This is a genomic window from Kitasatospora sp. UYEF31, assembly GCF_057291755.1.
On sequence record NZ_JBXAWK010000059.1, the window covers coordinates 15,273 to 38,298 of the forward strand.

Below are 23,026 nucleotides of genomic sequence, written 5' to 3' on the forward strand. Positions count from 1 at the left end.
CCCTCATCTCCGCACCGGTGCCGCCTCCGTACCTCCGACGATAATTCCGGCCGAAGTACGGGGGGCCCGATGCCGCAGTGCCGCACGGAGCTGGGTGCGGCCGCGGTGAATGCGGCTGCGCACGGTCCCCAACTTCACTCCGAGCGTGGTGGCGATCTCCTCGTACGACAGGCCTTCGATGTCGCACAGGACCACTGCGGCGCGGAACTCGGGGGCCAGTGCGTCCAGCGCCTGCTGGATGTCGGCGTCCAAGTGCGTGTCGTCGTAGTGCTGTGCGGGCGACGGCTCACGACCGGCGAGCCGTTCGGCGGCGTCGTCGGCCAGTCCCTCAAAACGGATCCGCTGCCGGCGTCGGACCATGTCCAGGAACAGATTGGTCGTGATCCGGTGGAGCCAGCCCTCGAACGTGCCGGGCGTGTAGCTCGACAGCGATCGGAAGACCCGGACGAACACCTCTTGGGTGATGTCGTCCGCGTCGTAGGGGTTTCCGCTGAGGCGGTAGGCAAGACGGTGCACCCGTGCCGAGTGGGTTCGGACGATGTCCTCCCACGACGGCGGAGTCCACTCCGCAGCCGACGGCGCGAAGTCCTCCTTGGACGGGGCCGTCCCGGTGCCGGTGGTCGTCACAGTCGTGACGGCCGGGTCGGCGCCGGTTTCGGCGTTCTTCGGGGCGACGGTTGCGTCTGCAGCTCTGGCCACGTGATTCGGCATCGGCGCGACGTCGCGAGAAACGGTTGGTCCCTCACGGCGTTCGTCCATTGCCACACCTCCTCTTTCGAGTAGCGCAACCACAGTAGACGTCCTGCCTGTTAAGCCCGGATAAGTACGTTCGGGGCCCGCTCACGGCCCCCTGGACGACCACTCCGGCCGGCAGTGCGTCCGTGACGACCCGCGCACACCTTCCCTACCTGTCGTACTCGGGATCAACGACCCGGCACCGCACGGGGTTCCCGGTGCGGCGGTGAAGAGCCGGAGTCTTCGGCAGCCTTCCAGGAGGTCCAACATCCAGCGCCGCTACTCTTTGCCCGGAGTAGGACCAACCCCAGAAGGAGGCAGTCATCACCGGCAACCGCCAGGCGGCCCAGGACTTCGCGGAGGAGTACGCCGGCGAGGACGAGATCCTCGGCCAGGCCCGCCGCAACGCCTGGGAACTGGGTGTGGCCGCGGTCGGCCCGGGTACGGGATCGCTGCTGCGGCTGCTCGCCACGACCTCGGGCGCGCGCGCCGTCGCGGAGATCGGCACGGGGGCCGGGGTTTCGGGGCTCTACCTGCTGCGCGGGATGCGTCCCGACGGGGTGCTGACCACGGTCGACCCGGAGCCGGAGTACCAGCGGGCGGCCAAGGAGTCGTTCTCGGAGGCGGGTTACCTGCCGGGCCGGGCCCGGTTCATCCCCGGGCGGGCCCTGGAAGTCCTGCCGCGGCTCGCCGACGGCGGCTACGACGTGGTGTTCTGCGACGGCGACAAGGGCGAGTACATGGAGTACTTCGCCGAGGCGCTGCGACTTCTGCGGGTCGGCGGCGTGGTGTGCTTCGCCGGGGTGCTCGACCAGGACCGGGTGGCCGATCCGGCCCGGCACGACCCGGAGACCCAGACGCTGCGCGACCTGCTCCTGCGGGTCCGCGAGGACCCGGCCCTGGTGCCCGCGCTGCTGCCGGTGGGCGGCGGTCTGCTGTGTGCCGCGCGGCGCGTCTAGAAGGCCACTGAAAATCTAGGACCTGTTCCAGGCGGCCCGGGAAACTCCGGAAAGTCCAGGCGCCGTACGGGGGGACCCGCTGCGGCGCCGCTCCGGACAGCCCCGCGCGCGGCTGCGCGGCCGTACGAAGGAACTGCCGTAAACCGGACGGGAAAGCAGAACAGTCCGGATGCTTTTGACGGCATCCGGACTGCACTTTCCATCCACGCTTTGCATAGCTGTAGCTTCGCACCTGGCGTGGCCGCGGTGAGGATCTGTTAAAACCCGCACCGCGAGCAGCAGGTTCCACTCAGCCGACGGCACCTGTGAGCGCTTCGCTCAGCGCTCTGGCCTCGTCGGGCGTCAGCTCGACAACGAGCCTTCCGCCACCCTCGAGCGGGACGCGCATGACAATGCCCCGCCCCTCCTTGGTCACCTCGAGCGGGCCGTCGCCCGTCCGCGGCTTCATGGCCGCCATGCTTGTTCCCCTTCCGCATTTCGACACGCCGGTGATCCACACGTCCACCGGATCTCGAGCGCAATGATCAGGCCCTATTATCCCGCATTCGATGCCCGCTTGACCAACATCAGGTCCGCGGGGGGTGCCGGACCCCCGCCGGGGGCGACTTCGGCACCTAGGGATTCGTGCCGGTAAGACCGCTTGTCGGCCGGTGTCGGGGAGTGCGGAATCTCCTTTTTCCGGGGCCGTCCGGAAACATTCGACGGCTTCCCTCCGGGTCGTGGCCCGGCCCGTCGGGGACCCTGGAGGTCACACCGGCGCGGCCCTGCCGGGAGACCTGACGCACCGTCGGGCATGCTGGGCCCACCCGAACACTTCACCGGAGGATGCCATGGCCGACAACGTTTTGTACGAAGTGGCGGACGGGGTGGCGACCGTCACGATCAACCGGCCGGACGCGATGAACGCCCTCGACACCGACACCAAGGTCGCCCTGCGCGACGCGGTGCTGCGGGCCGGCGCCGACGACGCGGTGCGCTGCGTCGTCATCACCGGCACAGGACGGGCGTTCTGCGTCGGCCAGGACCTCAAGCAGCACATCGAACTCCTTGAGATCAGCCCCGAAGTGACGTTCGCCACAGTGCGCGAGCACTACAACCCGCTAGTGACCGCGATCACATCGATGGCCAAGCCTGTTGTGGCCGCAGTGAACGGTGTGGCCGCCGGGGCTGGTGCGGCGATCGCCTTCGCGTGCGACCTCCGGATCGTCGCGGAAAACGCCGGCTTCAACACATCCTTCGCCGGTGTCGCGCTGTCCGCGGACTCCGGTGCGGCGTGGACGCTCCCGCGCCTGGTCGGCTACGCCAAGGCGACCGAACTGATGATGCTCCCCCGTACGGTCAAAGCCCCCGAGGCGCTGGCACTCGGCCTGGCGAACCAGGTCGTCCCCGCCGCGGAGTTCGCGTCGGTCGTCCGGGAGCTGGCGGTGCGTCTGGCGCAGGGCCCGACGGTCGCGTACGGAGCCGTCAAGGAGGCCATGGCCTACGGAGCCGTCCACGGCATGGTGGAGACCCTGGCCAAGGAGGATGAGCTCCAACTGCGGGCGGGCAGCTCCGAGGACCACAGGACCGCTGTCACGGCGTTTGTGCGGAAGCAGCAGCCGCGGTTCACCGGGCGCTGAGCGCCGCAGCGGTGATCTTGGACCTTCCGGGGCAGAGGACGTCCCGCAAAGCCCAAGATCGTTACTACCGGGGGCGCTTCACCAGGTCAACGGGTTCCGCGGGCTTGTCGACCGGCTCCTCCGTGACGGCCGGAGGAGCGGCCGGGGCAGCCGACCGCACCGGCGGGACACCGCCCAGGCGGTACTCCAGCTCCATGATCCGCACGTCCCGGGCTGCCAGTTCGGCGGCCAACCGGTCGAGCACATCGTCGACTTCGCCCATCCGGTAGCCGCGCAGGACCACCGGGAAGCGGATCTGGTCAACGTCCTCCCCGGTCAGCAGCCGGTGCTGCGGGAGCACCAGGTCGGGCTGGTCGGTCACCGGTTCGGTGAGCGAGCCACCGGCCCCCAGGACGACCGCGGCGACGACGAACACGACCGCGGTCACCACGATCAGTTGGATCCAAAACACCGGTTCGTCTCTCCTTGACCCACCAGACCAGCCCCGCCAGAACAACTACCTCGGCACGATCGTGCCACGATCCGGCAGGCGATCGGCCACTCGTCCGCAGGTTCGGTGCGCGGGATCGGCGAGACTGATCACAGACAGACAGTTCTTGAACATCTCCAGGAGGTCTCCGGTGGCGACGGCACTGCGGCTCGGCAAGCGCGAGTTCGGCCCCGACGAGCTGGTCATCATGGCAATCGTCAACCGGACCCCGGACTCGTTCTACGACAAGGGTTCGACCTTCGCCGACGAGCCCGCGCTGGCCGCCGTGGACAAGGCCGTACGCGAGGGCGCGGGCATCGTCGACATCGGCGGGGTCAAGGCGGGGCCCGGGGAGGATGTCGACGTCGACGAGGAGATCCGCCGTACGGTCTCGTTCGTCGCCGAGGTCCGCCGACGGCACCCGGACGTGGTGATCAGCGTCGACACCTGGCGGCACGAGGTCGGCGCGGCCGTCTGCGAGGTGGGCGCGGACCTGCTGAACGACACATGGAGCGGCCACGACCCGAAGCTCGCGGAGGTCGCCGCGCGGTACGGCGTAGGGATCGTGTGCGCGCACGCCGGGAAGGCGCTGCCGCGGACCCGGCCGCACCGGGTCGGCTACGAGGATGTGATGGCCGACATCCTCAGGACGACCACGGCACTGGCCGAACGCGCGGTCGGCCTCGGCGTCCGGCGCGACGCGGTCATCATCGACCCGGCGCACGACTTCGGGAAGAACACCCGGCACTCCCTTGAGGCCACCCGCCGCCTGGGCGAGATGGTCGCGACGGACTGGCCGGTACTGGTGTCCCTGTCCAACAAGGACTTCGTCGGCGAGTCACTGGACCTCCCGGTGAACGAGCGGCTCCTGGGCACGCTGGCCACCACCGCGGTCTCGGCGTGGCTGGGGGCGCGGATCTACCGGGCCCACCAGGTCGCCGAGACGCGGCAGGTCCTGGACATGGTGTCGACCATCAAGGGCACCCGCTCCCCCGCCGCCACGCGCCGCGGGCTGGCCTGACCCGTCCCGGCACACGTGGAAAACACACGTGGATCATGTACAAAAAGCCCCTTCGGCAGGTGATTTGCCGGACTTTTGTACATGATCCACGCGGCAAAGACTCAGCAGCCCGGCTGGCGCTTCCACGGGCCGGTGATCGCGTACATCGTGCCCGGGGTCTGCACGTTGGCGAACAGCACGTCTTCGTTCGCCGAGTAGACCGGGCCGGTGAACTCGCTGAACTCCGGCTTGGCCGGGGTGCCGATGTTCGCGTCGTTGCGGGCGACCGGGTAGGTCCGGCCGTCGTCGGTGGCGCCGATCAGGTGCTGCACACCTTCGCCGTCCTCAGCGATGATCACACCGCCGTACGGGGACACGCTGATGTTGTCGGGGCCGTCGTAGGGCCCGTCCACGTCGGGGGTCGTGTTGACGCCGAAGCGGAGCTTGAGCGTCAGCCGGCCGCGCCGCGGCTCGTAGAACCAGATCTGCCCGTCGTGCTGCGCGCCGGGGCTCTCGGTGCGGGCGAAGCTGGAGACGATGTACGCGCCGTTGTCCGCCCACCAGATGCCTTCGAGCTTGCGGGCCCGGGTGACCTGGGTGTCGGTGAACTGCTTGCGTACGGGGACCGTCCGCGCGTCACGGTCGGGGACGTCGGCCCAGGTGACCTTGTACGTCGTACCGATCTCGACCGCGCGGGACAGGTCGTCCACGTGCTTGCCGGACGCGTCCACGGCCTTCATCGCCGAGAGCGTTCCGGCGTTGTCGGCGAGGCGGCGCAGCTGGCCGCTCCCGGCGCGCCAGTGGCGCGGCGGGGTCCAGCGGTAGAGCAGCCCGTTGGGCTTGCTGGCGTCCTCGGTGAGGTAGAAGTGGCCGCGGTCCGGGTCGACGACGACGGCTTCGTGGGCGTAGCGGCCCAGGGCCTTGATCGGCTTCGGGTCGCGGTTGGCCCGGCGGTCGTGCGGGTCCACCTCGAAGACGTAGCCGTGGTCCTTGGTCAGGCCGTCCTTGCCGGCCAGCGCCTCGGTCTCCTCGCAGGTCAGCCAGGTGTCCCAGGGGGTGACGCCGCCGGCGCAGTTGGTGGAGGTGCCGGCGATGCCGACGTACTCCCGCACACGGCGGCCGTGCCGGTCGGTCTCCACGACGGTGCAGCCGCCGGCCGCCCCCGGGTCGTAGACATAGCCGGGCAGGTGCGGCACCGGGAGGTCGATCTTCCCGAACGGCTCGCGGATCTCGTGGTTGTTGACCAGCACGGTGCCGCCGCCGCGCATCCGGAACGCGCCGGTGCCGTCATGGGCACCGGGGGTGAACTCGCCGGTCTCCAGCTTGGTGACACCGGCCTGGGTGACGACCGAGTAGGCGAATCCGGCGGGGAGCGCGAGGCGTCCGGCCGGGTCGGGCACAAGCGGCCCGTAGCCGACCTTGGACGGGCGCCGCTGCGCGTCCACGTCCGAGCCCGGGGCGGCGGACGCGGACTGGGCCGTCAGCATCTGTGTACTGCCGATGAATGCGACAGCCGTGCCGGCGACGGCGGACCGGCCAAGGAAACCTCTACGGGACAGCGACATGCTTTTACTCCTGGGACCGGAGATATGAAGGGGACTGGTGAGTCCCCATCACATTCCCGGTCACAGGTAGCCGCATGATGAACAGGATCAAACGGGTGAATGCACTCTTCCGCTCAAATCCATCCGCCGGGCTGGTCTGAAGGGTCAGCTTCCGGCTGCCCGCCGTTCGGCCGCCGCCTTCTCCTTCGCCACTTGGAGTTCGACCTCGTCGAGCAGGCCGTCGCCCTGCCGGATGATCCGGACCGCCTCGGACACGTCGTCGGTGACCTGGAACAGCTCAAGGTCCTTGGCTGAGGCCTTGCCCTGGGCGATCACGGAGTCCCGCAGCCAGTCGAGCAGTCCGCCCCAGTACTCGGTGCCGATCAGCACCACCGGGAAGTGGGTGACCTTCCGGGTCTGCACGAGTGTCAGTGCCTCGAACAGCTCGTCGAGGGTGCCGATGCCGCCAGGCAGGACCACAAAGCCCTGCGCGTACTTCACGAACATGGTTTTGCGGGCGAAGAAGTAGCGGAAGTTCAGCCCGATGTCGCAGTACGGGTTGAGCCCGCTCTCGAACGGCAGCTCGATGCCGAGGCCGACCGAGACGCCGCCGCCCTCGCGGGCCCCGCGGTTGGCGGCCTCCATCGCACCGGGGCCACCGCCGGTGATGACCGTGTAGCCGGCCTCGGCGAGGGCCTTGCCGACCGCGACGCCCGTGGCGTATTCCGGGCTGTCGGCGGGTGTTCTGGCGGAGCCGAACACGCTGACCGCTCTGCCCAGCTCGGCGAGGGCGCCGAAGCCCTCGACGAACTCCGACTGGATCCGCAGCACCCGCCAGGCTTCGGTGCCCAGGTGTCTCACTGAAGGGTGCAGCTCGTCGACCTCCCCCGGGCTGGCGAACTCGGGGGGCTCTTGCTGTCCGTATCGCGCGTCCATGCGCTCAAGGTTGACATGGCTTCATCCCCGACGGACTGATTTACGCCAACCAGTTCTTCAGGCTCGCCTCGGCGGCCTCGATGAGTGCGGTCTCGACGTACTCGCTGCGCTTGTGCGCCAGGTTGGGTTCGCCGGGGCCGTAGTTGACCGCGGGCACGCCCAGGGCGGAGAACCGGGCGACGTCCGTCCAGCCGTACTTGGCGCGCGGGGTGCCGCCGACGGCTGCGATGAACGCGGCGGCGGCGGGCAGGTCCAGGCCCGGCAGCGCTCCGGCGGACGAGTCGGTCAGGAGCACGTCGAAGCCGTCGAAGACCTCGCGGACGTGCTGTACGGCCTGTTCGACCGAACGGTTGGGCGCAAAGCGGAAGTTCACCGTGACCGCGCACGCGTCCGGGATGACGTTGCCCGCGACGCCGCCCTCGATAGCGACCGCGTTCAGGCCCTCGTGGTACTCCAGACCGTCGATGAGGACCCGCTGGTCCCGCTCCTGGTACGCCTGGAGCCGGGCGAGGACCGGCGCGGCGGCGTGGATGGCGTTCTCGCCGAGCCACGACCGCGCGGAGTGCGCCCGTACGCCTGATGTCCTGACCTTGACCCGCACGGTCCCCTGGCAGCCGCCCTCGACGACCCCGCCGGTGGGCTCCAGGAGCACCGCGAAGTCGGCCTTCAGCCAGTCGGGGTGGCTCACGGCCAAGTGACCGAGACCGTTGTGGACGGCTTCGATCTCCTCGCGGTCGTAGAAGACGTACGTGATGTCCCGGCTGGGGGCGCTCAGTTCCGCGGCGAGGCGCAGTTGGACGGCGACACCGGCCTTCATGTCGGTGGTGCCGCAGCCGTACATCAGCGGGCCCTCGACGCGGGACGGGAAGTTGTCCGCGACCGGCACGGTGTCCAGGTGCCCGGCCAGCATGATCCGCTCCGCGCGGCCCAGTTCCGTACGGGCCATGACGTTGTTGCCGACCCGCTCCACCGTCAGGTGCGGGTAGGCGCGCAGGGCGGTCTCGACCAGGTCGGCGAGGGCTTTCTCCGCGCCGCTGACCGAGTAGACGTCGACGATCCGCGCGGTGACGGAGACAACGTCCTGGCTGAGGTCGAGGGGAGCGTCCATGCACCTCACCCTATACGGCACCTGAACTCCCCCTCAGACGCTGACCCCCTGGTCAGGGCCGGGCCGTCAGCGGGGCTCCCCGATCCTGGCGATCAAGGGCGGGCGAAGATCGAGTGTGTGCCCACCCGCCGCCAGGCGACATGCTGACGGCCGTCCTTGACCGGGTCCGCGTAGTGGAAGGTCGCACGACCGTCCGGAGCCCAGGACATCTCCCAGACGTCAATGTGACCTTGCATCTTCTTGACTCGCAGCCCTTTGCGGAAGCCGGTGCCGCTCTTCAGGTCCTCGACCAGGAAGCCCACCGCGCGGCGGAAGGCGATCTGCTGGTCCGTCGAAAGCCTGCGCCAGTCCCGGAGGAAGGACGCGAGCATGATGAACGTGGGCATCAGTGCGCGCCGGTCCGCTCTTCAAGAGCGGCCAGGAAGTCCTCACCGCTGAGGAAGACCTCACCACGCCCGGCAGCTGCGTCCTCATCGGCCTTCGCTTCTCCGACCTGCCAGTCAGGTGTCCAGAACCATGCCTGGTCCATCGGGATAACCCCGGAGGGAATCAGGATGATCCGCCCGTCCTCTATGGCAGCGACCAGTTGGTCACCCTCTTCGAGATGCAGGGCGTCCCGGATCTCCTGAGGGATCGTGACGATGCCCTTCTTCCGTACGGAAGTCGTCAGCAGTCGTGGCTTCGGGGAACGCGCGTCGATGACCGGCATGGAACCACACTAGCCGACTAGGAGGAAAGTCGTCCTGGAGGGATCTTCGTCGATCTTGTACGGAAGACCTCGTGGAGATCTCCACGAGGTCTTCCGTACGTGATGAACACAGGCTGCGCACTCAGCCCTTCAGCCGCTCCACACCCGCCGCCACCCGCTCATCAGTAGCGGTGAACGCCACCCGGACGTGCCGGTCGCCCTTGGGTCCGTAGAAGTCGCCGGGTGCCACCAGCACCCCGCGCTCCGCCAGCCACGCCACCGTCTCCCAGCACGGCTCGTCCCGGGTCGCCCAGAGGTACAGGCTCGCCTCCGAGTGGTCGATCCGGAACCCGGCCGACTCCAGCGCGCCGCGCAGCGCGGTGCGGCGGGCCGCGTACCGCGCCTTCTGCTCAGCGACGTGGTCGTCGTCGTCGAACGCGGCCTGCATCGCGGCCTGCACCGGCTTGGGCACGATCAGCCCGGAGTGTTTCCGGATGCCGAGCAGCTCCTTGATCACCAGCGGATCGCCGGTGACGAAGCCCGCCCGGTATCCGGCCAGGTTCGACCGCTTAGACAGTGAGTGCACGGCCAGCAGTCCCTCGTGGGAGCCGCCGCACACGTCGGGGTGCAGGATCGACACCGGCTCGGCCTCCCAGCCCAGCTCGATGTAGCACTCGTCGGAGACGACGTACGCGCCGATGCTCCGCGCCCACTCCACGACCTTGCGCAGGTGCTCGACAGGCAGCACCTGCCCGTGCGGGTTCGCCGGCGAGTTCAGCCACACCAGGGCGGGCCGCTGCGGGCCGAGCGCGACGGTCGAGTCCGAGGCGACCGGGGTGGCCCCGGCCAGGCGGGCGCCGACGTCGTACGTCGGGTAGGCCAGCTCGGGGTGCACGACTATGTCCCCGGCGCCGAGCCCCAGCTGCGCGGGCAGCGCGGCGACCAGTTCCTTCGTCCCGACGACCGGCAGGACCGCGGACGGGCCCACGGTCACGCCGAAGCGGCGGTGCAGCCAACCGGCCACCGACGCGCGCAGCCCGGCCGTGCCCCACACCGTGGGGTAGCCGGGCGCGTCCGCGGCCGCGGCCAGCGCGTCCTGCAGGAACTGCGGGACCGGGTCGACGGGCGTGCCCACCGACAGGTCCACGATGCCGCCGGGGTGCCCGGCGGCGACGGCCTTGTGCGGCTCCAGACGGTCCCACGGGAACACCGGGAGGCGGTTCGACATACGACGCGCCGCCCACTCCCCGTAGGGAGCGGACGGCGCGGGGTGTGTGGTGCTCACAGTGTTCAGGCGCCTTCGACCTGCGGCGGGAGTGCCGTGATGACCGGGTGGTCCTTGTCGATCATCCCCATCTTCGACGCGCCGCCGGGCGAGCCCAGGTCGTCGAAGAACTCCACGTTCGCCTTGTAGAAGTCCTTCCACTGATCCGGGGTGTCGTCTTCGTAGAAGATCGCCTCGACGGGGCAGACCGGCTCGCAGGCACCGCAGTCCACACACTCGTCGGGGTGGATGTACAGCGCCCGCACACCCTCGTAAATGCAGTCGACAGGGCACTCTTCGATGCAGGCCTTGTCCTTGACGTCGACGCAGGGCTGCGCGATGACGTAGGTCACGTCAATTCCTCCTCAGGGGCGGTGCTCAGTGTTGTCGGCTTTGCGGAGGCACGCCCCGCACGATTCGCTCGTTCCGCACGAACCGCTCCGGTCGTCGCCTCCGCTCCACAGTGCGCGTGAGCGGGGTCCGGGGTTTGTCCGAAGCCCCCGGTGTCCCCAGCGGCAACGATGATGCCCGCCTTTAGTATCGCGGTGCGGCCGTGTCGGCTACAGCAGGGGCTGTGGCATAACTCTCGGCCAGGGCTATATCAGCAGATCAATGTGGCTTTCGGCAGTCAGATCCCACGAGGTGGACAACGTGAAGCGGATCACACTCAAGGACGTCGGCAGGCGGGTGTCGGTTCGTCACACGCTCCCGGAGCCGGGAAGCGGGCCCCGGCTGACCGATGTCGTCGGCGAACTGACCGGTTTCACCGAGGGCGTACTCACGATCACCCGCAAGGATGGCGCGGTCGTACGGGTGCCCGAGTCCGAGGTCGTCGCGGCGAAAGTCGTGCCACCGGTCCCGGCGCGTGGCGCGGCCCGGATCTCCCCCGCCGACCTGCAGCGGGCCACTGCCCCGAGCTGGCCGGCTGTCGACACGTACGACCTGGGTGAATGGCTGCTGCGCGCAGCCGGCGGGTTCACCCGGCGCGCCAACTCCGTGCTGGCGGCCGGCGATCCGGGCCTGCCGTTCGGACAGGCCGTCGAGGAGGTCGGGAAGTGGTACGCCGCACGCGGCCTGCCCACCTGCTTCCAGGTCGTCCAGGGCAGTCCGGTGGACCTCAGCCTGGACGCCGCGGGGTGGGCGGCCGAGGCCGAGACGCTGATCCGCACCGCACCGCTCGCAGCCGTCCGCGACCGCCTCGGCGGCACCGAACCGACCCCGGATAAAACCGTGGGCACGACCACTGAGACGAACGCGGGCACGAACGCGGTCGAAATCACCGGTGAACCGACCGATGGTTGGCTCCGCCGCTACCAGCGCGTCTCCGAGATCTCCGACGCCGTACGGCATGTCATCACGGGACCGCGCGGCACCCTTTTCGCGGTCGTACGCGCCGCTGGAAGCGATCTCCCGGTGGCCATCGGCCGGGCCGCCGTCGTCGGCCGTTACGCGGGCTTCTCCGCCGTCGAGGTCGACCCTGACCGCCGCCGTAAGGGCCTGGCCCGCGCGGTGATGCGCGCGCTGACCGACGCGGCCCTGGCCCGGGGCGCGACCCTGGCCTGGCTCCAGGTGGAGGCGGACAACGAACCGGCCCGCGCGCTGTACGACTCCCTCGGCTTCATCGACCACCACCGCTACCACTACCGGACACTTCGGTAGAGCCCGGGAATCCGGTCAGTAGGATCCGAGGATCCGGGCGTACGCGCCCGGTTCCTGGTCCACCCCACTACACCCGGGGTCGGTGAGCTGCGCGCCCGCCGCACACGAGCGGTCCCGGGCGGCCGACCACCAGGACAGTCCGCCCGGGTGCTGCCTGGCCGCGAAGTCCGTGAGGAGCCGGGCGTCCCCGACGGTGAAGACCTCGCCGGGTACGTCGTTGCGGCCGATCATCACCGTCACTGTGGTCCGCTGCCAGGCCTGAGCCTCAGTCAGTTCCGGCCACACCGAACGCAGTACGGCCTGAGCGCCCTGGGCGGCCGAGACCGCGTGCGCTCCCATCCGGCCCTGGGGCTGCGGTGCGGCGACCGGCCCGTAGTCCATCGCCAGGAGGTTCACGTATCCGACGTCGACGTTCCGGGCCGCGGCGTTGCGCAGCAGGGCTGTGCCCTCCGCGGTCAGCCCGCTGGGGAGGACCGGCAGGGCGTAGCCGACGTCGACGTGACGCCGTGTCTGCAGCAGTCTGAGCGCCGCGTTCCGCCGTTCGACCGCCGCGGGCTGGGCAAGCGACCGGCCGTCCACGTTGAGTTCGACCCGGTCGGTGCCGGCCGCGTCGAGCGCTTCGGCGTACGCGGCAGCCAGGTCGGCGGGTGTGGCGCAGGATTCGGCCAGGTCGGTGCCGGCCGTACCGCCGAAGGCGATGCGCACCTTCCCGCCCGCGGCTTGGATCTCCTTGACCCGGCCGCTGGTGGCCGGATCGTCGAGCCGGGTGACGCCGCCCCACATGGGGCGGCAGCCGCCGCCGTCGACGATGAACGCGAGGGTGGCGTCGCGGACGCCGGTGACGCTGAGGGTGCGCAGCGCTTCGGGGCCGCCGCCGAGGGTCATGTCGACGTACGGGGAACTGTGCCGCTCGCCGGGCGGGGCCGTGCCCACCGGTGCGACGGGGGTCGCCGTCGGGGACGTGGTGGGTGTCCCGGAAGGCGACGGGACGACGGACGTACGGGGTGACCCGCTCACGGCGCGGCTGCTGCCCGTGGTCCTGGTGTCCGGCGCCCGGCCGGGCGGGACGACGGCCTGGCCGCGTCGGCCACCGGCCGGATCGGCGCTTACGGGGGTTCCGCACTCCCGGTTGTCGGAGCTGCACCCGACCGCTCCGGCGCGGACCTCGTCGGTCGGGTTCTCGTTACCGGACAGGAGCACGACCAGGAGGGCCGGCGTGGCTGCCAGGACTGTGGCCGCCGCGGGTATCCGCAGTCTGCGCAGCCAGTCGCGCCGACGCCCGGGTCGCCCGCGGTGCCGCGCGCGCTGCGGCGGCCGGTCTGCGGTCTCGGCGGCTTCGGCGTTGAGCGGTCCGGCGGGCGACGCGGGGTCCGTGGTGTGCCCGGACTCCCGATGCCACCTCATGGTCGGCCTCCGGGACGGGGATTGCAGCGGCTGGGGGGGGTGACGGAACAGCTGATCCTGCGGGTGTGCCGGCCGTTCCGTAGCCGTCAGACGGCGACTCTATCGCCGATCCGCTCCAACCCTGCGCCGCCACGGCCGGGCGGCCCGGAGCGAACGCGGGACGGGACCGGGAGCGGTGCGCTCCCGGTCCCGTCGGACGATCTCGTACGGACTACTCGTCGCCCAGTTGCGACAGTCCGCCCGGATTGGCGGCCGGGGCCGGCTGCTGGCCGTTGTCGGCCGGTCTGGGGCTCGGCGGTGCGCTGGACGGGCCTGCCGCACCGGCCGCCGCACCGGCCGGGGCCGGCCCGCAGGTGATCGAGTCCGCGGGGTCGTAGTCGGTGTGGAACTTCTCCCGCTTGACTGTGTTCCCGCCCTTGATGAACAGCCGGGTCACGTCGATCTTGAAGCCCTGGGTCGGGCCCTGCGGCACACAGGTGGCGCTGGTGTCGTTGACCGACTTGGGCTGCACCAGGTTGTACTTGCCCGAACTGGTCGCCTTCACCTCGTCGTAGACCTTCGTCCCGAGCATCGCCACGGTCACCGAGGAGTCGGTGTACGAAGTGTCGATGTACACCGGCTTGTTGGAGTCGTTGCGGAACTTCATGTCCAGCGTCGGCCAGGCCACGGTGGCCTCCCGTCCGGCCGGGTAGCGCTCGATCCAGAAGCTGTGCGGCCGGTGCTGCACGTCCTGCAGCCCGGCGAAGAACACCGCGTTGAAGGCTGTGGTCGCGACCTGCGAGACACCACCGCCGAAGTCGGTCTGGAACCGGCCCTGGTTGATGACCGTGCCCTTGGCGAAGCCGTTCCCCGCCGTACGCTCGCCGACTGTTTCGTTCAGGCTCCAGGTCTCGCCGGGCATGACAACCGAGCCGTCGATCAGATCGGCAGCCCGGTGAATGTTCGTCAGGCGGTAGGCGGCGTAAGGGTAGTTCGTCGTATACGACGACATCACGTCGGCGATGCCGAGTGCCTGCGCCCGCGCGGTGGTCAGTCCGGGCTCGACCGGGCCGAGCTGCACCTTGACCTTGCGGTCACTGTCCTTCGTCAGCACCGACAGCAGTGCTTCGGCCGCGGTGGCCCCCGACACACCGCGGCCCGCCTTCGAAGGCACCAGCTGCGGCTTGCCGTTGACCACCTTGAACGTGGCGTCCTGCGGCTTCTCGCCAACCGACGAGAATGTCTCGCCGAGTTCCTTCTGCAGGCCCTCCGTGTCGGTCTTCGGGACCAGCCGGCCGTTCGGATCGGCCTCCATCGTCAGGTACTTCGCGATCACCTCGGGGGTGAGCTTGAGTGACTTGGACCCCGTGGTGAGGGTGACCGGGCCCGACATCGCCGGGACACCGAACTCCCGCAGCGCCCGGTCCACTTCCGCCGTGCTGACCTTCGGCTGCGAAAGCCGCGTCGGAAGCGTGACCGGTACGGCCTTCCCGCCGGTCAGGTAACTGTTCCCGACCGCGGTGACCGCGTTGGGGGTGTCGAGGACCGGATGCGCCTTCGGGTAGACCGGGGTCGCGGTGCCGCCGTTGAACTTCACGCCGCCTTCGGCCGGTTCGCCGCCCGCTCCGACTGCCAGCTGGTCGAGGGCCGCGGCCAGTTTGACCGGGTCCTTGATGACGACCGGCACGACGGACTGCGGCACACCGAACAGACCGGAGATGGACTTGACCGGGTTCTTGCTCCGGTACGCCGCCCGCTCGACCGTCCCGCGGATGTCGAACAGGAGCCCCGCGCTGGGCGGATCGAGCAGCAGGTCCTTATCCCCGAACCGGACCGGCAAAGGACCGGAGGCCTGGGCGCCGAGCCGCTCCTGCAGGATGCGGGTCGCCGCGTCGCGGGTCTGGCCGCCGATGTCGACGCCCAGGACCGTGGTGCCGCGCGGCACCCCTCCCCCGGCGTAGGCGACCGATGCGCCGTAGAGCCCGCCGAACACCGCGAGGACGGCGGCCAGCAGGATCACCAGCGGGCGGCGGCGCTTGGCGTGGTGGGGAACGGCCCGCCCGCTGCGCGCCTTCTGCTGTCCGGCGCGCGTCCGCGCACCGGCCGCGTCCGGGTCAGCCGGGTTGTCCGGGTCCGCGTTCGCCCAGTCGCCGATGTCCGAGCCGTCCAGCGCGTGGGACTGCGTCTGCGGCTCGTAGCCGGCACCGCCGCCACCGCCCTGTTCGATCCGCGCCTGGCCGTGCAGCACCACCGGCGGAATGGGCCGCGAACCCGGAATCTTGATGGAGACCCGGGTCGTCATCATCTGCCCGGCGTCCGGATCCTGGTCGTCCCGCTGGTAGGACCGGTAGTCGGCAGGTGCCTCCCCGGCCTGCGGCGGCCCCGGCGCCGGGGCCGCCGGACTCCCGAACGCGGTGATCAGCGACCGGCGCTTGGGCGGTTCGGGTTCGGCGGCCCCCAAGCCGGCCGCAAGCGGATCCGCGGGCTCCGGCACGTAACCCGCCGACGGTTCACGCGCCGCTGACGTTTCATAGGCCTCCGGCGGCTCATAGCCGGAAGCCGGTGTCCCGTACGCCGGTGAATCATAGGAAGTCCGGCCGGACCCGGCCGGATCGTAAGCCGACTGCTCGAACGCAGGCTGCTCAGACGAAGGTCGCTCGAACGGCGCCGGGTCGTAGGACGGCCGGGTGTACGAAGGCTGGTCGTATCCGGGTGTCGCCGGGAGGGAGCCGTCGTACGGAGTGCCCCCGGGCGGAGCCGGCCCGGACGAGTCCGGTCCGGACCCCGGGGCCTGGTCCTCGTCCAGGTCCCGGCCCAGGTTCTGGTTCCGGCCCTGACTGAGACTCTGGCTGCTGCTCTGTGCTGTGGGCTCCTGCGGTGACAACTGCGACGGCGGCGGGCCGAACTGCCGCAGCAGTTCCTCCAACGGTGGCAGGCCGTCCCCGCCGGGGTCGGCACCGGACGCACCGGAAGCGCCGGACCGCGTCGGGGACTGCTCCACCGGCGGCGCGACGGGCTCAGGGGACGCGGCCGGAGAAGTCGCCGGGTCCTCGTCGAACCACGAACCGAAGTCGATCCGCGCGGGATCGTCGGGTGGCACACTCGCCTCCGGGGCGGCGGGCAGCCCCCGGTGGCGGTGCTCCCCACCGACGTCCTCAGACGAACCGGATCCGGGCAGCGTGGACGGCCTGGTGGGATGGTCGTTGCTCACGACTAAGGGCTCTTCCGACGGGTTGCGATCCTCGGCCGTTCCACACCGGCTGGGTGGAGCGTGCGCCCGGACGGCGTGACGACACCGCTCCCGGCGGCCTCCGCACGCCCCGCCGGCCCAGTTCAGTCGAACCAGCCTGCGGGCACTTGTGGAAACGACATCCGCCGTTGGACGGAGCGGGGGGCGGCACGGTCGATGCGCCGCTCACCTAGCTCAACGGCCGCACCGATGCACAGTTACGCCCCGGGACCCGTCGAGAATCACCCGCGGTCAAGACCGACTGTCGCGGATCTCTTTCTTTTCACCCGAAAGGGGGAGTCATAGGACTTCACCTGCATGGGCGCATGTTCCGGCGGTAAAAGTCAGCACGGAACCAGCGAGAGGCCCGCGCGAACGGCGCCGATCATGCTCGGAACGTTGTGTCACAGATCAATTCATTGCGTTCCGAGCATGATCGACGCGCGCGGCGAAGCCGAAAGCGCCTGCCTACTACCGCGCGGCTACTTCTTCTCACCCGACAGCAGCAGCCCCGGCGCTGCGGACCCCGCCGGCCCGCCCCACGGCTGCATCGCCGCGCCGATCCCGAGGACCGTCCCGCCGAGCAGGAAGGCGTACGACGAGAAACCGTTGGCGAGCAGCCAGTCCCCCTCCGGCTTCGTCCAGCCGGACAGCCACATGACGGTGAGCACCCAGCCGGCCACCGCCGAGCCCGACCCGGCCTTCGACTTCGTCAGCGCGCCCGCGCCCAGGAACAGCCCGCCCGCGCCGAGCAGCGCCACGATGAGCCCGGCCGGGAGGTAGGCGCCCTGCGCGAAGCAGCCGAGCACGGCCACGACGACGCCGAGTGCGAACAGCCCCGTGTACAGGGCGATCCGGCCGGTCAGGGGCAGGTTCACCGCAGCCCGGCGAAGATGTCGTTCTCCCGGCCGTCGTCGCCGACCGGGCCCTTGACGCCACGCACCAGCTCGTAGTGCTCGACGGCCATGATGCTCTGCCCGATGTTGTTCGACAGCGCGAAGAACTCGTTGTCAGCGGCGATCTGCGTGGGGTAGGCCTTCATCGCCGCGGCCTTGTTCTCCAGATGGGCGGCCCCGTCGATCGCAGTGGTGATCACCGCGTCGTCGACCAGGAAGGTGAACTTGTCGATGTCCACGACGTCGAACGGAACTTCCTTGCCGGCCGCCTTCATGCTCTCCAGCCCGGCGAGCATCACGGACTTCGGCATCCGGTTGTAGTAGGTCTTCGGGATCTCCCAGACCTCACCCGTGCCGTACGAGGCGTCGGCGGCGAGGTCCGCGGCCCGCAGGCCGACCCGGTGCGCCTGGATGTGGTCGGGGTGGCCGTAGCCGCCGTTGGAGTCGTAGACGACCAGGACCTGCGGGCGCAGTTCGCGGACGACCGGCACCAGGTGCGACGCGGCTTCGTCCGTGTCGGCCTGCCAGAACGTGCGGGGATCGTCGTTGGACGGCTCACCCATCATTCCGGAGTCGCGGTAGCGTCCTGCCCCGCCGAGGTAGCGCTGGTCGGTGACGCCGAGCGCCTTCATGGAGTCGGCCATCTCGGTCATCCTGTGCTCGCCGAGCCGGTCCTCCTGGTCCCAGGCCAGGTGGGTGAGCTCGGGCACCAGGATTTCGCCGTATTCCCCGAGGGTGCAGGTCACCAGGGTGACGTGCGCGCCTTCGGCGGCGTAGCGGGCCATGGTGGCCCCGTTGTTGATGACCTCGTCGTCGGGGTGGGCATGGACGAAGAGGACGCGCAGCGGCGCGTCGGATGCGGCGGTCATGAGCGTCAGCGTACGGGGGAGCCCGGACATCGGCCCGGGCTCCCCCACTGTGCGGTCAGTGGGTGCTGTGCGGTCCGCGGGTGCTGTGCGGTCAGTGGATGCTGTGCGGTCAGTGGACGTTGTGGTCCCCGAAGTCGATGCCGCCCACCATGTTCGCGAAGTTCGTGCTCGCGTCCCTGATCGTCGGGGCGACGGAGGTCGAGGAGAGGTAGAAGCCGAGCAGGAGGCAGACCACCGCGTGGACGGGCTTGAGGTCGGCTTTGCGGACCAGGAAGAAGACGACGGCGGCCAGAAACAGGACTGAGGAAATGGAGAGCGCCACAGTCACGCACCTCCCGTGCTTGAAGGGGTGTGTCAGGTGGGGCCGGACCGTCGGAGAGTGTCTGCCGATCAGGCGTCCGGGCAGGTCATATGCCCGGACATCTGGCCGCTCGGGTGCGGAACGCGTCCGATCAGCCCAACCTCTCCACCGACCGTAATGGCATGATCACGAAATGTGTTCACCCGTTCAGGGGGCGTGCGGTAGTGATCGTCCCGCGCTTTTTGATCTTCATCGCGAGCCGCCGCCGAACGGGTCAAGCCGTACGCTGGCCTGATGAGCGCGGAGATCACTTTCCCCCGGCAGACAGCCCGCACCCAGCGGTTCACCTTCGGTGCGCCACGGTCCTTCAGCATCGCCGGAGGCACCGTCGCCTTCCTGCGGTCCCGGGGCGGTGAGGACCGCACCACCTGCCTGTGGACGTACGACGTCGCCACCGGCACCGAGCGCCTGATCGCCGATCCGGACGAACTGCTCGGCTCCGGCGGCGAGGAGCAGTCCGCGCAGGAGCGCGCCCGTCGCGAACGCACCCGCGAGGGCTCGGCGGGGATCGTCGGCTACGCCCTGGACGGCGAAGGATCGTCCGCCGCCTTCACCTTGTCGGGGCGGCTGTTCGCAGCCGACCTGAAGTCCGGCGAGGTGCGCGAACTTGATGTTCCGGGGCCGGTGATCGACCCGCGTCCGTCCCCGACGGGCCGTCACATCGCCTACGCGTCCGGGAGTTCGCTGCGCGTCGTCAACGCCGAAGGATCGGACGACCGCGCGCTCGCCGAGCCCGACGGCGATGATGTCGCCTGGGGTACAGCCGAGTTCATCGCCGCCGAGGAGATGTCCCGCCACCGCGGCTACTGGTGGTCGCCGGACGGCACGTCCGTCATCGCCACGAGGGTTGACGAATCCCCCGTGCAGCGTTGGTGGATCGCCGACCCGGCGAACCCGGGCCGCCCCGCGCACGAGGTCGCCTATCCGGCCGCGGGGACACCGAACGCCGAGGTCACGGCATACGTGATCAACGTCGAAAACGGCGATCGTACGGAAATCTCCTGGGCTCGGGCCGCGTTCCCTTATCTCGTGACCGTCCACTGGTCGGGTGGCGGTGCCGCACTGCTCTCGGTGATGGCCCGCGACCAGAAGACCCAGCGGACGCTGGCCGTCGACACCACGTCCGGCGCGACCCGCGAAGTGCACACCGAGACCGACCCCGCGTGGATCGACATCGTCAACGGCGTGCCCGCCTGGACCCCCGACGGGCGTCTCGTACGGCTGACCGACCGCGACGGCGCGCGCCGCCTGGTCGTCGGAGACCGGGAGCTGACGGACCGCCAGCTGCACGTGCGGTCGATCCTCGACATCACCGACACGGACGTCCTGATCGGCGCGTCCGCGGGCGTCGACGCCGACGACCACGAGACCGGCGAGATCCACCTCTACAGCGTGTCGGCCGACGGCGTGAGCCGCCTTTCCACGGAGGGGCCCGGCGTGTACTCGGCGGTCCGCTCAGGCGACACCACCGTGACCGTCGCCGCCACGCTCGACCGCTTCGGCGCGCAGGTGACGGTCACTCACCAGGGCGCCCTCGTCGGCGAGATCGCCTCGTACGCGGCCACACCGGTCATCCGGGCGAACGTCGAACTCATCGCCGTCGGCGAGCGCGACATCCCGTGCGCGGTCCTGCTGCCCACCGGGTTCGACCCGGCGTCGAAGGTGCGCCTTCCGGTCCTGATGGACCCGTACGGCGGTCCGCACGGTCAGCGCGTCGTCGCCGCGCAGAACGCCCACCTGTCCTCGCAGTGGCTGGCCGACCAGGGCTTCTGCGTAATCGTCGCGGACGGGCGGGGCACCCCGCACTACGGTCCCGACTACGAGAAGTCCGTCCGCCACGACTTCGCCGGTTCCACCCTGCGCGACCAGATCGAAGCACTGGACGCGCTGTCGGTGCACCGCGGCTACATGGACACCCGCCGGGTCGCCATCCGCGGCTGGTCGTACGGCGGCTATCTCGCCGCGCTGGCCGTCCTGCGCCGCCCCGACGTCTTCCACGCCGCGGTGGCCGGCGCTCCCGTGACCGACTGGGCGCTGTACGACACCCACTACACCGAGCGCTACCTGGGCACGCCACAGGAACAGCCGAAGGTGTACGCGCAGAACTCGCTTGTCGAGGGTGTCGAGCTGGGCCCGACCGAGGAGCCCAACCGCCCCCTGATGATCATCCACGGCCTGGCCGACGACAACGTCGTGGCGGCGCACACTCTGCGCCTGTCCTCGGCGCTGCTGGCCGCCGGCCGCCAGCACACCGTCCTCCCCCTGTCGGGTGTCACACACATGACCCCGCAGGAAGAGGTGGCGGAGAACCTGCTGCTGTTGCAGGTGGACTTCTTGAAGCAGGCACTCGGGACCAACTGAGCAACAGCCTGGCAAGACTGTTGGGGCGCACTCCTTGAGGAGTGCGCCCCAACAGCGTTTCCGGCTTATTCAGATGCATAATGCCTATTTGGTATGCACCAATGCCTACTAAATAGGAAGTTTGTCTGCGTTCGTCGCGGAAGGCCCAGTGGCAGCGCCCTGCACTACGCCGTACTCCACGCAGTGGCTGCGGGGGCGGAGGAAGGGCCGAGGCACCGCTACGTCTTCACATTCTCTGCGCGATCACTTCTGGCCGGCACCGTAGAGATCATCAAGCCCGACAAGGACGACATCGCCCTTGTCCGCCATCCCCCGGAGTTCATCGGTGAACCCCACCCCCGAGTAACAGGCGAGGCGGGTCTCCGAAACGTCGTAACGTTTGCTTCCGGCGAGAAGCGATTTGATGTGCCGGAGGCGTTCGAGGTGCCCTTTGCCCATCACGTCACCCCATTTGACCTCACCGATCGACAACAGTGGTCGACGTTGCCCGTCGCCGTCTCCGATCACCACGACATCCACCTCGTGATTCGTCTTGCGGGCAGGTTCGGCCACGGTCCCGGTCGCGACCTGGTTCGCGTAGTCACCGAAAAGACTCGGCGGCGCATGGTCCATCGCCCAGTCTCGGCAGATCGTTTCGAAACGCGGGCCCATGACATTGCTCATGAACCGGCGCTGACTCCGCTGCCACACCCGACCGGCGGCGCGGCCAGGCCGTTCCAACTCGGACCAGGACGGCCGCATGACCGCGTGATAGAAGGTCACCAGCGGTTCGGTGACGCGGTATTGCGTCCGGTTGTCCCGGAACGCATCCGCCTCCCGGGAGATGAACCCGACGTCCTCCAGAACGTTCAACGGATGCGCGATGTCATCGCTCTTACGTCCCAGATAGCCGGCGACCCCACCCCTGGTCGCATTCCCTTCGGCGATGGCCGCCAACACTGAGTGGTAGAGCCCCGAATCCCGCAGGTCAGGCTCCTCTGCAAGGAGGTAGCGCGCTTCCCGGTACAACGGACGCCCTTTATCGAGCACCGCGCGGACGACCCAGTCGTCAAAATCGTCCAACCCGGAGGGCACATCCCCTTCAGTGAACTCACGCCGATACGCCGGCGTCCCGCCCACCACTGCGTTCACCATGGCGGCCAGCCGGTGATCGGTGATACCCCAGAATTCAGCGGCCAGCCGGTGAGAGAGCGTCTGGACGACCAGTTCGAGACCCGCGCGTCCACGCAAGGGGGCGTTGCCGGACAGAATCCGGCCCATGAAGGACATCGCCGATCCGCACAGCAGCAGTCGAATCCGGGATTCCGTGCGCTGGGTACGCAACGGGCCGTAGGCCGCCTGAATGATCGACGGCAGCGCTGGGCTGGCCCGCACCAAGTAGGGGAACTCGTCGATGACTACGGGTACCGGCCGCTCACGACCGAGCGCAAGCAACGCGTCGACGGCCTCGAACCAGTTCTCGAACCTCACCGGCGACGGAGCCTCCTGATACTCGGTGAGCGCCTCCCCCAGCCTGCGCAAGGACTCCGCCTCAGTCGCCTCCGTGGCGGCGAAGTAGAAGCCCTCCGTCTGCTGGCAGAGGGCATCGAGCAGGAAGGTCTTGCCTTGTCTGCGGCGACCGGATACCACGCCGAGCGTCGCGCCAGGCTGATCGTTCTGCGCGAACCGGGCCAATGCCGCCCACTCGAACTCGCGGTCGAACATGTCCTTGGGTCTATCCATACCGGCATCACCAGCTCACGGGAGTGTACTTCCGGGAAGTGTAGTCCCGTAAAACTACAAACACGCAGAGTTACCACAAGCTTCTGCGACGCTTGTCGGCCCCGGGGCCGCCGCGGGGGGGCCGGGGGCGCCCACCCTCGCGCCAAAAAAATTGTGGGGGTGTGCGTGCAGCCCGGGGGGGCGGTGGGGGCGGACCGTTAGGGCGGGACGGTGGTGGTAAATGC

The 23,026-nt window shown here is 69.5% G+C and carries 21 protein-coding genes; 5 read left to right on the forward strand and 16 right to left on the reverse strand.

Translation table 11 applies throughout. The features are described from left to right. Positions 1-3 precede the first annotated feature (3 nt). Positions 4-711 carry an RNA polymerase sigma factor SigE gene (gene sigE, locus AC0Z36_RS24060; RefSeq protein WP_485465114.1) on the reverse strand — a complete coding sequence of 236 codons (708 nt, stop codon included), beginning with the start codon at positions 709-711 and terminating at the stop codon, positions 4-6. Between the two features lie 347 nt (positions 712-1,058). On the opposite strand from sigE, the gene AC0Z36_RS24065 reads away from it, so the two are divergent. Next, on the forward strand, positions 1,059-1,694 hold the full coding sequence (locus AC0Z36_RS24065; RefSeq protein WP_485465132.1) for an O-methyltransferase: 636 nt from the start codon (positions 1,059-1,061) through the stop codon (positions 1,692-1,694). Between the two features lie 289 nt (positions 1,695-1,983). Here AC0Z36_RS24065 and AC0Z36_RS24070 read toward each other — a convergent pair whose 3' ends face one another. Further along, positions 1,984-2,151 (reverse strand): DUF3117 domain-containing protein, encoded by a 168-nt coding sequence (locus AC0Z36_RS24070; RefSeq protein WP_485465115.1) that lies wholly within the window; start codon positions 2,149-2,151, stop codon positions 1,984-1,986. A 373-nt stretch (positions 2,152-2,524) separates the two neighbouring features. Between AC0Z36_RS24070 and AC0Z36_RS24075 the strand changes: the two genes are divergently transcribed. Next, entirely contained in the window at positions 2,525-3,313 is a 789-nt protein-coding gene (locus tag AC0Z36_RS24075) for an enoyl-CoA hydratase-related protein (protein ID WP_485465116.1), read from the forward strand. Positions 3,314-3,377: 64 nt separating this feature from the next. Here the strand turns inward: AC0Z36_RS24075 and AC0Z36_RS24080 are convergent, their stop codons facing one another. Beyond that, positions 3,378-3,764: a DivIVA domain-containing protein gene (locus AC0Z36_RS24080; protein ID WP_485465117.1), complete on the reverse strand. Its 387-nt coding sequence runs from the start codon at positions 3,762-3,764 to the stop codon at positions 3,378-3,380. 226 nt (positions 3,765-3,990) lie between these two features. Between AC0Z36_RS24080 and folP the strand changes: the two genes are divergently transcribed. Next, entirely contained in the window at positions 3,991-4,803 is an 813-nt protein-coding gene (gene folP / locus AC0Z36_RS24085; protein WP_485465133.1) for a dihydropteroate synthase, read from the forward strand. 101 nt (positions 4,804-4,904) lie between these two features. Here folP and AC0Z36_RS24090 read toward each other — a convergent pair whose 3' ends face one another. From AC0Z36_RS24090 to fdxA, 7 genes are all read right to left on the reverse strand, one after another. Continuing rightward, a complete protein-coding gene (locus AC0Z36_RS24090; RefSeq protein WP_485465118.1) occupies positions 4,905-6,347 on the reverse strand; it encodes an alkaline phosphatase PhoX in 1,443 nt (480 codons plus the stop codon). A gap of 144 nt (positions 6,348-6,491) precedes the next feature. Beyond that, a complete protein-coding gene (locus tag AC0Z36_RS24095; RefSeq protein ID WP_485465119.1) occupies positions 6,492-7,262 on the reverse strand; it encodes an LOG family protein in 771 nt (256 codons plus the stop codon). Positions 7,263-7,302: 40 nt separating this feature from the next. Next, on the reverse strand, positions 7,303-8,370 hold the full coding sequence (dapE, locus tag AC0Z36_RS24100) for a succinyl-diaminopimelate desuccinylase (protein ID WP_485465120.1): 1,068 nt from the start codon (positions 8,368-8,370) through the stop codon (positions 7,303-7,305). 92 nt (positions 8,371-8,462) lie between these two features. Then, complete coding sequence (locus tag AC0Z36_RS24105) at positions 8,463-8,756, reverse strand: hypothetical protein (RefSeq protein WP_485465121.1); 294 nt, start codon at positions 8,754-8,756, stop codon at positions 8,463-8,465. Further along, on the reverse strand, positions 8,756-9,079 hold the full coding sequence (locus AC0Z36_RS24110; RefSeq protein ID WP_485465122.1) for an AbrB/MazE/SpoVT family DNA-binding domain-containing protein: 324 nt from the start codon (positions 9,077-9,079) through the stop codon (positions 8,756-8,758). Before AC0Z36_RS24110 ends, AC0Z36_RS24105 begins: the two co-directional genes overlap by 1 nt. A gap of 121 nt (positions 9,080-9,200) precedes the next feature. Continuing rightward, complete coding sequence (dapC, locus tag AC0Z36_RS24115; RefSeq protein ID WP_485465134.1) at positions 9,201-10,286, reverse strand: succinyldiaminopimelate transaminase; 1,086 nt, start codon at positions 10,284-10,286, stop codon at positions 9,201-9,203. Positions 10,287-10,348: 62 nt separating this feature from the next. Beyond that, positions 10,349-10,675, reverse strand: a complete 327-nt coding sequence (fdxA, locus tag AC0Z36_RS24120) for a ferredoxin (RefSeq protein ID WP_485465123.1) — start codon at positions 10,673-10,675, stop codon at positions 10,349-10,351. Positions 10,676-10,973: 298 nt separating this feature from the next. Between fdxA and AC0Z36_RS24125 the strand changes: the two genes are divergently transcribed. Beyond that, on the forward strand, positions 10,974-11,981 hold the full coding sequence (locus AC0Z36_RS24125) for a GNAT family N-acetyltransferase (RefSeq protein WP_485465124.1): 1,008 nt from the start codon (positions 10,974-10,976) through the stop codon (positions 11,979-11,981). Positions 11,982-11,996: 15 nt separating this feature from the next. Here AC0Z36_RS24125 and AC0Z36_RS24130 read toward each other — a convergent pair whose 3' ends face one another. From AC0Z36_RS24130 to AC0Z36_RS24150, 5 genes are all read right to left on the reverse strand, one after another. Beyond that, positions 11,997-13,385 (reverse strand): chitinase, encoded by a 1,389-nt coding sequence (locus AC0Z36_RS24130; protein ID WP_485465125.1) that lies wholly within the window; start codon positions 13,383-13,385, stop codon positions 11,997-11,999. Positions 13,386-13,596: 211 nt separating this feature from the next. Continuing rightward, on the reverse strand, positions 13,597-16,575 hold the full coding sequence (locus tag AC0Z36_RS24135) for a VanW family protein (RefSeq protein ID WP_485465126.1): 2,979 nt from the start codon (positions 16,573-16,575) through the stop codon (positions 13,597-13,599). 500 nt (positions 16,576-17,075) lie between these two features. Further along, on the reverse strand, positions 17,076-17,471 hold the full coding sequence (locus tag AC0Z36_RS24140; RefSeq protein ID WP_485465127.1) for a DUF6113 family protein: 396 nt from the start codon (positions 17,469-17,471) through the stop codon (positions 17,076-17,078). Then, positions 17,468-18,358 carry an N-acetyl-1-D-myo-inositol-2-amino-2-deoxy-alpha-D-glucopyranoside deacetylase gene (gene mshB, locus AC0Z36_RS24145; RefSeq protein WP_485465128.1) on the reverse strand — a complete coding sequence of 297 codons (891 nt, stop codon included), beginning with the start codon at positions 18,356-18,358 and terminating at the stop codon, positions 17,468-17,470. Before mshB ends, AC0Z36_RS24140 begins: the two co-directional genes overlap by 4 nt. Before the next feature lie 109 nt (positions 18,359-18,467). After that, positions 18,468-18,680, reverse strand: coding sequence for a hypothetical protein (locus AC0Z36_RS24150; protein ID WP_485465129.1), 213 nt, complete (start codon positions 18,678-18,680; stop codon positions 18,468-18,470). A 273-nt stretch (positions 18,681-18,953) separates the two neighbouring features. On the opposite strand from AC0Z36_RS24150, the gene AC0Z36_RS24155 reads away from it, so the two are divergent. Continuing rightward, the gene (locus tag AC0Z36_RS24155) at positions 18,954-21,080 is read left to right on the forward strand and encodes a S9 family peptidase (RefSeq protein WP_485465130.1); all 2,127 of its coding nucleotides are present in this window, start codon (positions 18,954-18,956) and stop codon (positions 21,078-21,080) included. A gap of 243 nt (positions 21,081-21,323) precedes the next feature. On the opposite strand, the gene AC0Z36_RS24160 is transcribed toward AC0Z36_RS24155, so the two are convergent. After that, positions 21,324-22,802, reverse strand: a complete 1,479-nt coding sequence (locus AC0Z36_RS24160) for an AAA family ATPase (protein ID WP_485465131.1) — start codon at positions 22,800-22,802, stop codon at positions 21,324-21,326. Positions 22,803-23,026 lie beyond the last annotated feature (224 nt).

Coding starts and splice junctions, on each gene's coding strand:
- sigE (WP_485465114.1), bottom strand. CDS start 711: ATGCCGAATCACGTGGCCAGAGCTGCAGACGCAACCGTCGCCCCGAAG.
- AC0Z36_RS24070 (WP_485465115.1), bottom strand. CDS start 2,151: ATGGCGGCCATGAAGCCGCGGACGGGCGACGGCCCGCTCGAGGTGACC.
- AC0Z36_RS24075 (WP_485465116.1), top strand. CDS start 2,525: ATGGCCGACAACGTTTTGTACGAAGTGGCGGACGGGGTGGCGACCGTC.
- folP (WP_485465133.1), top strand. CDS start 3,991: ATGGCAATCGTCAACCGGACCCCGGACTCGTTCTACGACAAGGGTTCG.
- AC0Z36_RS24090 (WP_485465118.1), bottom strand. CDS start 6,347: ATGTCGCTGTCCCGTAGAGGTTTCCTTGGCCGGTCCGCCGTCGCCGGC.
- AC0Z36_RS24095 (WP_485465119.1), bottom strand. CDS start 7,262: ATGGACGCGCGATACGGACAGCAAGAGCCCCCCGAGTTCGCCAGCCCG.
- dapE (WP_485465120.1), bottom strand. CDS start 8,370: ATGGACGCTCCCCTCGACCTCAGCCAGGACGTTGTCTCCGTCACCGCG.
- AC0Z36_RS24105 (WP_485465121.1), bottom strand. CDS start 8,756: ATGCCCACGTTCATCATGCTCGCGTCCTTCCTCCGGGACTGGCGCAGG.
- AC0Z36_RS24110 (WP_485465122.1), bottom strand. CDS start 9,079: ATGCCGGTCATCGACGCGCGTTCCCCGAAGCCACGACTGCTGACGACT.
- dapC (WP_485465134.1), bottom strand. CDS start 10,286: ATGTCGAACCGCCTCCCGGTGTTCCCGTGGGACCGTCTGGAGCCGCAC.
- AC0Z36_RS24130 (WP_485465125.1), bottom strand. CDS start 13,385: ATGAGGTGGCATCGGGAGTCCGGGCACACCACGGACCCCGCGTCGCCC.
- mshB (WP_485465128.1), bottom strand. CDS start 18,358: ATGACCGCCGCATCCGACGCGCCGCTGCGCGTCCTCTTCGTCCATGCC.
- AC0Z36_RS24155 (WP_485465130.1), top strand. CDS start 18,954: ATGAGCGCGGAGATCACTTTCCCCCGGCAGACAGCCCGCACCCAGCGG.
- AC0Z36_RS24160 (WP_485465131.1), bottom strand. CDS start 22,802: ATGGATAGACCCAAGGACATGTTCGACCGCGAGTTCGAGTGGGCGGCA.